Genomic DNA, 5,585 nt, shown 5'->3' with positions numbered 1-5,585 from the left:
ATATTTAAAACATAACAATCTTAGTTAGGTGCAAACATAAATTGAATTAAAAATACAGTCAATTCAACAACGACAAAAATTGATTTTATGGTTATCAGCAGACCGAGTGAAACAAGGTCAATGCGCACTTACACCCTTGACAAGTGTCAAGGGTAGATTTAATCCCCATTTTGATGGGGTTTATTTGTATTAGAAGGCTAACGCCAACTATCAAAAACCTAGAGTTAAATCTTAAGATTAATCAATCACATTACGAAGGATCCAATGACTATAAGCAAGACGAGCACCGGGAGTTATTACTTCAACTGTTTTTGTTCATTATAAAAATTACGGTAAGCTAAATAGCACGCAATGATTGACCCCAAACTAGTCGCTGATAAGAGCATGAACGTGACCATAATTTGATACTTAATGGCCCGTACTGGATCGACCCCCGCAAAGATCAAACCGGACATCATCCCTGGCAGACTGACTAGACCCACAGTCTTTGCCGAATCAATGGTTGGTGACATCCCCGTACGAATCGCCTCACGCACGATGGCAATCGAAGCATCAAGTAGACCAGCCCCTAACGCCAACCGTTCAAGCACACCTTGCCGCTGGTCATGAAACTGACTATTGAGGCTGCGATAAGCCAGCCCAATTGCGACCATTGAATTCGACGCAATCATACCAGAAATGGGAATCATTTGCGATGGCACAAACTTAATCGCACCAGATAGCACGAGGACGCCGAGTGTTACCCCCGTACTAACAAAAATGGCTAATAACGAAATGGCTAATGCATGGTCAATCCCCGGCCCCCGTTTTTTCGCATTCCAAGCCGCATTGAAGATAATGAAGCCCATCATCGCCAGCGTTAGCCACAAATTGTTGACTCGGAAAATATACTTTAGCAAGTAACCCACGATAAATAGTTGTACAACAGCCCGCACGACACCAATGACGATGTCCCTATCCAAGCCAAGTTTCTGCCACAAACTAATTCCTAACGCGACGAGCACTAACATTGCCGCCAAAAATAGCGACGTATTATTAACTGCTAAATTCATGCGTGTACCTCCAATCTGCCAGCAACCACTTTCGCTAATTGATCTGCCGCATCAATCTCTGTCGCGTCATGAGTAATCATGATCGTTGTCACGTGATCCTGCTCATTTAACTGTCGTAAACAGGCGTGCACGATTTGCTTATTATTTTCATCCAAACCAGCTGTCACCTCATCTAATAACAACACTTTTGGTAAGAATAAGATGTTGCGAATCAGCGCGACCCGCTGCCGTTCACCACCGGAAAGCTCGATAATCGGCTGATGCAGGGTTCGTTCGGACAGCCCAACATTATTTAACGCCGTTACCACTCGTTGCGTATCCATGACTTGCTTACGAATTTGGTACGGGAAAGCTAAGTTATCTGCCACCGTCTCACCAAATAACGTCGGTTGTTGGAAACAATATGAGACTTGCCGCCGATACATGATTGGGTCATAACTTTCAATCGGCTGCCCATCAAAAATCAAGGTCCCACTTGTTTTAGAAATCATGGCCGCAATGATCCGTAATAACGTACTTTTCCCACCACCGGATGGTCCCGTCAATGTAATATGAGCCCCAGCTGGAATCTGCCAATCAACATCATGTAAAATATGTTGATCAGCGATTTGATAATTAACTTTTTCTAAACTAATCAATGAATTCATATGCCCACCCCCGATTACTAATTTATAATCATTATAACCTGACTGTTAGGCTATGCGTGATAAAATTTCGTTTTCTTCCTCCAAAATAGCGAGGCGCTTCTCTAGTTGCTTGACGTCTTTTAACGTCTTTGACTGACCCTTGATCATGATTGGGGTAGCTTGTTTAACCCAAATAGCAATAGAATCTTTCGACGGACCAAATTCTTCTGCTAATGATTTAAGTGAACGGCCTTCTTGGTGAAGTTTAACCAATGAATCTTTGAAATCTTGTGAATAACGAATTGGCATAAAAATACTCCTATACTTTCATTTTACGGACTGAATAAAAATAGTCCATTTTTTTTAGTATAAGAGCATATCTGTTTGATGTATTAATACACGAACCTGTGTAGCCATTGGCAAAGCCATATGAATCATACCTGAGTCAAAGTGTTCCGTATAACTATGGAGGAGTTCTAATTGAACTTTTAATTTATCATTATTTTCCTTGATCGATCGTTTTTGTCTAGACATACGTTTTCTCCTATATAGGGAGTATTATATCATTTTATAAAGAAAACAACCCCCATTATCTAACCGGTAGATAATGGGGGCTGTTTTAATAGGTTTTCACAGGGGCGATTGGTAAGTTATAGACCCTACACAAACATCTTTTGTAAGAAGCTTTTTTTCTGTTCCTTGAGGGACGGTAATAGGATATTTAGTTTCATTAACATTTAGCCAAATCACGCAGTTGTTTCAAATCTATTTATACAGTCATCGATTCTAGGATACGCGAACGAGCTGTTCATACATGAAGATTTTACGAATATTTAGCGAGTTAGTTTAAAATATAACTTTGCCTAATTTTATCAAACAGGTCATCCGTTTTATCGCTCAATTCGATACTGTAATTCGAAAACCCAACTAAGTTATCATCAAATGACTCAATTGCAAACATCAATAACTCTTGAGCAAACCTTTTATCAAAGACGTCATTTGGAAATGTGGGATTTTCCTCCACGGGTTCCCAGTAAACTGCCTTATTGCGAATCTCTAATAATTGTTTTGTGTGAGTCCACTCAATCATCTCTTCTACTTTTTCAGCACCTATGGTATCTGGCAAACGTGAACCGAGCTGAAACACAGGCGAGATAGCTAGGTTATGCTTCTCTGTATGATTTACCAAATGTTCTTTCTTCTTTTTTGTCTCAGGATCATACGGCAAAGAAATAGCGTAGGTCGTTTTAGCCGTCTCCTCCATCGCCGTAATAGACAGAAATACTGCACTACCGTATGACCCATTCTCCAACAACGTAAAGGAATCAACCAATTGACCCACAACGTGATCAATCGCCCTATTAAACTCCTCAGAACCTCGAATTCGAAACTTAGTGGTGTTTTCGAATAACTTTTTAACTTCATCAAAATCCGCCATAGTTCATACTCCCATCTTCAAGTCATGTACACTTCAAAACACACAAAATCAAACTACTCTAATTGACCTTCGTTTTGAACAACCTTATACTCAACTTCCACGCCAGCGCGTCCCAGCGCCTTGAAATGTTCACGTCCATACTGAATTCTCACTCGCTCAGGTCGTGCTAGTTCTGATTCAGTTGTTCCCTTTATTTCTGCAACAAAGTGCATCACTTTCTCGCCGTTAACTTCCTTTAGAACCGCCCAATCTGGATTGTAGTTGCGTGTTGGTGTTCCAATCTTAAACCAAGATGGCAACTTAATGAAGTACTTGACGTTGTTAACAAGGTTAGCTGCCTCGGCAAACTTCTTTTCAATAGTTGAATCATAACGTACATACTCAAACCGAAACCATATTTGGCGTGTCACCTTCAACAACACCACGCAAAGGCTCAGACTTGAACAACTCAGCATCCCATTCTTCGTCAGTCATCTTGTAGACGATGTTTTCAGCGATGTGATTCTCTTTTAGTTCATTCAACAAGTCACCAACGTACTCTTCGTACGCAACTGGATTAATCTTGAAATCGGCAGTAACCCGCTCAGCAGCGCCATTTAAGATGCGCGCAATAATTCGACGAGTTAGTCCTGTCTCATTTTGAAGATAAGTCAAAATATCGAACTTACTCAAGTCGTATTCTGCCTTCGCAACCGTTTCACGAGTACCATCACCTTGTTCAGCGTCATAAATAATTCCGCCATCGGACTGCTTAATTGACGCCATACGTGTTGTATATTGTACCCGACTGATTGGTGAACCCTGCTTCAAGCGAGCAACAGCTAAATTAACAAATTGGTCTTCATCAAAGTGGATTTCATAGGTTGTCTTTTTGTTAATGTGATTCCAAAGATCCAAAAAGTTAGGGTCTTTAAATCATTGAAAGTATGTTTATTCATTAAATTCTCCTACCAAAGTGCCACCATTTTTTATTTTGCTTTTGAGGCAGTTCTTTTATATTTTTTACCGAAGCTGCCGTCTGAATAGAATCGTCTTTTTCACTGTTCTGTGTTAGCATGTTTGACGATTTTAAGTCATTTATTTCTGTCTTATATTCCTCTAATAGTTTTTTATCTTGTAATGCTAAACGCTGTTGCTGATCTAGAAGATTTTGTGTTTGTTTTTGAACCTCTAATAAACTTTTTATCTGTTCATCTTTTTCTTTTATGGAATCTATCACATCTAAGTAAACATCATAATCAACAAGTCTATTTGTCGATTCACTTGTTGATGACTTGTTATTTTCAAATCCCATCAAAGCCTTTATATTTTTGACATCTTGGGCGTTCAAAACATATCTATTGCCTTCCTTATTTGGCGTTTTGCTTGGCGATAATTTGGCGATAATTTGTTGAATTCTTTGCTTTGAAACGCCCAATTCATCAGCAAGTTCTCTAATAGTTTTAGACATGCTTTCCAAACCCCTTCCGGAGTTCAGCAAGTGCTTCTTGTCTTGCTTGATCTCTTATTTTTTTATCGTGCTCGGCCTGTTTATCAGCCAATGCTTGTTTTTCAGTGGATCCTAGTGGTAATCCTTTAACTTTATCAGTAGCGCGCCATTTTTCCTGTTCTGTTAGTTCACTATTATGCTGAATATTAAAAAGCTTTTGACGCTCATCTTGTAATTGGCCTTGTGAGAAATCATTGGCATCTTTCTTTTCGGGTTTCCAGGTAAACGAATAGCCAATAACTGGTTTCCCACGCCCTTTACCATATTTTTTTCTAACCGTTAATCCTCTAAACAAAGGAGTTAATTCTTCTTTAATGGGTTTTATAACAAATTTATCGACGTTAGAGGGACTATTCCAGTAACTTTTGGGCATATCTAGTAATTCAAAAAAGTCTTCTTTAGAAAAATAAGCATATCCAGTGGTTCTGAACTGTTTTAGTAACCGAAACATTGTTTTTGCGTAACTACTTTTTAAATCTCTAAACTCTGCCAACGCATAACGAACCCAACTTTCAAGCTTGTTTAAAAGGGGTAAAGCACGTTCATAAACTTTTACGTCTACATAAGGTTCTTCTGCATCTCCATCAATTTTAAATTCTGTAAACAAAACAAAAAACTCTCGAGTTAATCCACTTTTACTTCGTCTACCAAAATGTAATCCCATCATTTTTTCATAAGTTCTCTGAATGTCATCTTCAAAACGGTTATTTGCAGTAGGTTTATAAGCACTTAACTCTTTTAATTGATCAAAAGTAAAACGAATGGTCTGATTACTCTTATCACGCATACGAGAAATAATCGAAAAAAATAAATTCATTTCAACTGGAGTAAATTTTCGAAGTGGAATGGTATTTAACTCTGGATCATATTTAATAATTTCATTTCCCATGCTGTACCTCCTAATGATTACAAATTAATTTTAGATTATGTTTATCAAGTAGTCAACTTTATATTTCTACTTGATAAACAGACAAAACCTA

8 protein-coding genes are annotated in these 5,585 nt (G+C 38.5%); all 8 read right to left on the bottom strand.

What is annotated here, in order from left to right:
• Positions 1-296: 296 nt before the first annotated feature.
• The 8 genes from FD09_RS15330 to FD09_RS15295 all read right to left on the bottom strand — a co-directional run bounded on the left by FD09_RS15330 (position 297) and on the right by FD09_RS15295 (position 5,494).
• Positions 297-1,052 (bottom strand): ABC transporter permease, encoded by a 756-nt coding sequence (locus FD09_RS15330; protein WP_003572050.1) that lies wholly within the window; start codon positions 1,050-1,052, stop codon positions 297-299.
• Complete coding sequence (locus FD09_RS15325) at positions 1,049-1,699, bottom strand: ABC transporter ATP-binding protein (RefSeq protein ID WP_056988703.1); 651 nt, start codon at positions 1,697-1,699, stop codon at positions 1,049-1,051. The genes FD09_RS15330 and FD09_RS15325 overlap by 4 nt, the downstream gene beginning before the upstream one ends.
• Positions 1,700-1,744: 45 nt before the next feature.
• Positions 1,745-1,987 carry a transposase gene (locus tag FD09_RS15320; protein ID WP_003572054.1) on the bottom strand — a complete coding sequence of 81 codons (243 nt, stop codon included), beginning with the start codon at positions 1,985-1,987 and terminating at the stop codon, positions 1,745-1,747.
• Between the two features lie 532 nt (positions 1,988-2,519).
• On the bottom strand, positions 2,520-3,116 hold the full coding sequence (locus FD09_RS15315; RefSeq protein ID WP_056988705.1) for an AbiV family abortive infection protein: 597 nt from the start codon (positions 3,114-3,116) through the stop codon (positions 2,520-2,522).
• A 53-nt stretch (positions 3,117-3,169) separates the two neighbouring features.
• Positions 3,170-3,526 carry a restriction endonuclease gene (locus FD09_RS15310; protein ID WP_056988706.1) on the bottom strand — a complete coding sequence of 119 codons (357 nt, stop codon included), beginning with the start codon at positions 3,524-3,526 and terminating at the stop codon, positions 3,170-3,172.
• On the bottom strand, positions 3,498-4,013 hold the full coding sequence (locus FD09_RS15305; RefSeq protein ID WP_056988709.1) for a hypothetical protein: 516 nt from the start codon (positions 4,011-4,013) through the stop codon (positions 3,498-3,500). Before FD09_RS15305 ends, FD09_RS15310 begins: the two co-directional genes overlap by 29 nt.
• Before the next feature lie 40 nt (positions 4,014-4,053).
• Entirely contained in the window at positions 4,054-4,566 is a 513-nt protein-coding gene (locus FD09_RS15300) for a MarR family transcriptional regulator (RefSeq protein WP_056988711.1), read from the bottom strand.
• Positions 4,559-5,494, bottom strand: coding sequence for a replication initiation protein (locus FD09_RS15295; RefSeq protein ID WP_057822554.1), 936 nt, complete (start codon positions 5,492-5,494; stop codon positions 4,559-4,561). Before FD09_RS15295 ends, FD09_RS15300 begins: the two co-directional genes overlap by 8 nt.
• Positions 5,495-5,585: the final 91 nt, after the last annotated feature.

Origin of the sequence: Schleiferilactobacillus perolens DSM 12744, from assembly GCF_001435585.1 — a bacterium.
GTDB lineage: Bacteria > Bacillota > Bacilli > Lactobacillales > Lactobacillaceae > Schleiferilactobacillus > Schleiferilactobacillus perolens.
The sequence above is the reverse complement of the archived record's forward strand: the minus strand, read 5'-3'. Positions and strand labels throughout refer to the sequence as shown.